The sequence below is a fragment of the Serinicoccus sediminis genome, assembly GCF_004153545.1.
Lineage (GTDB): Bacteria > Actinomycetota > Actinomycetes > Actinomycetales > Dermatophilaceae > Ornithinicoccus > Ornithinicoccus sediminis_A.
Genome location: NZ_SDVA01000035.1, coordinates 1 through 1,456 on the forward strand (window position 1 = coordinate 1; position 1,456 = coordinate 1,456).

A 1,456-nucleotide genomic window follows, 5' to 3' on the forward strand; every position below is an offset into this window, starting at 1 on the left:
GCGCAGCTCGGGGCCGGTGGTGTTGCCGTAGACCTGGGTGGTGGGGAAGGTGTCCTTGGGGTACTGCTGCAGGTCGTAGATCTCGAAGGTCGCGGTGGTGCCGTCGGCGCGGGAGACCTCGACGGTGTCGCCGACCTGGAGGCGGGCGAGGTCGAAGAAGACGGAGGGGCCGGCGGCGCCGCTGACGTGGCCGAGGATGACGGCGGGTCCGTCCTGGCCGGGGCGGGGGGACCCGTCGTACCAGGCGGCGGAGTCGTAGTCGTCTCCCTGGGGGACGGCCAGGGCGCCCTGGTCGTCCAGGCCGAGGTGGAGCAGGTGCGAGCTCACGCCGATCGCGGGGATGGACACCGAGGCGGGCTCGGCCACCGGGGCGAGGGGCTCGGCAGGCTCGTCGTCGGGGGGCGAGGTGGTGCTCCCCGACCGGGCGTCGGCCTCCCGGTCGCCTGGTTCCGGGGCGTCGCTGCCCTGGGGTGCCGAGGTGGTCTGCTCCGGGGCCGACGCCCCGGCGTCCGCGACGCTCCCGGGTGCGGCGGGCTCGGTGGGGGCCTGCGGGCGGGCGGTCACCGAGGGGTTGTCGGCCAGGCTGGGCGGGGCGGGTGCCGTGCCGGGGCCGGTCACGCCGACGGCGACGGCGGTGCCGCCCCCGAGCACGAGCCCGAGGGCGGCCACCGTGGTCAGGACGCGACCGGGACGCCGGGCAGCGCGGTGCGCGCCCGGTCGCCCGACGTCCTCGGTCATCAGCTGGTCCTGGTCAGCTCTGGTCGGCGCTACGACGACGCGACACCAGCAGCGCACCACCGGCGGCCAGGGCCACGCCACCCGCGGCGATCAGACCGAGGTTCTGACCATCGACCGGGGCCTGGCCGGTCTCGACGCCACCCCCGGGCACGCCACCCATCTGGGAGACCTGCACGACACCGCACAGGGCCGGGTCGGTCGCCTCACCGGGCAGGGCGGGGTCCAGGTCGGACATGCCACGGTCGCCCTCGTCGTAGGCGCCGCTGCCGTCGTGGTCCACCCCGTGGACGACGACGACGGCCTCGCCGTCGGCGAGCGCGTCCGCGGTCTCCTGGTCGACCTCGACCCCACCGCGGGAGTAGGACACGTCGTCACCGACACCGAACCGGTCCACGGCCAGGCCGGAGTCCGGGCTGGTGTCGCCCTCGGTGGTCAGCGACACCTTGATGCCGCCGTAGGCCGGGGCACCCTCGGTCGTGGTCAGGAAGCCGTCGCCGTCCGCGTCGTCCTCGGCCGTGGGGCACATGTTGCGCGCGTCCCCGGCGTAGTGGATGTGCGCGGCGTGCGGGGCCTCCGCGAGCAGGCCCTGGTAGGCCAGGGTGAAGTCCAGCGTGGTGCCGTCGAGGGTGATCATCGCCGAGCCCGAGCCCGGGGCGTCGTTGACCGGGACCGGCTGCAGCTCACCCATGCCCTCCCAGGCGCTCGAGGAGGCCAGGGC

The 1,456-nt window shown here is 75.5% G+C and carries 2 protein-coding genes; both read right to left on the reverse strand.

What is annotated here, in order from left to right; all coding sequences use genetic code 11:
- Nucleotides 1–738 (reverse strand): sortase domain-containing protein (locus EUS26_RS17620; protein WP_130014912.1); only part of this gene is annotated, 738 nt, incomplete at its 3' end.
- Between the two features lie 13 nt (nucleotides 739–751).
- Nucleotides 752–1,456: CHRD domain-containing protein (locus EUS26_RS16460; protein ID WP_202865189.1), on the reverse strand; the 705-nt coding region annotated here is incomplete at its 5' end.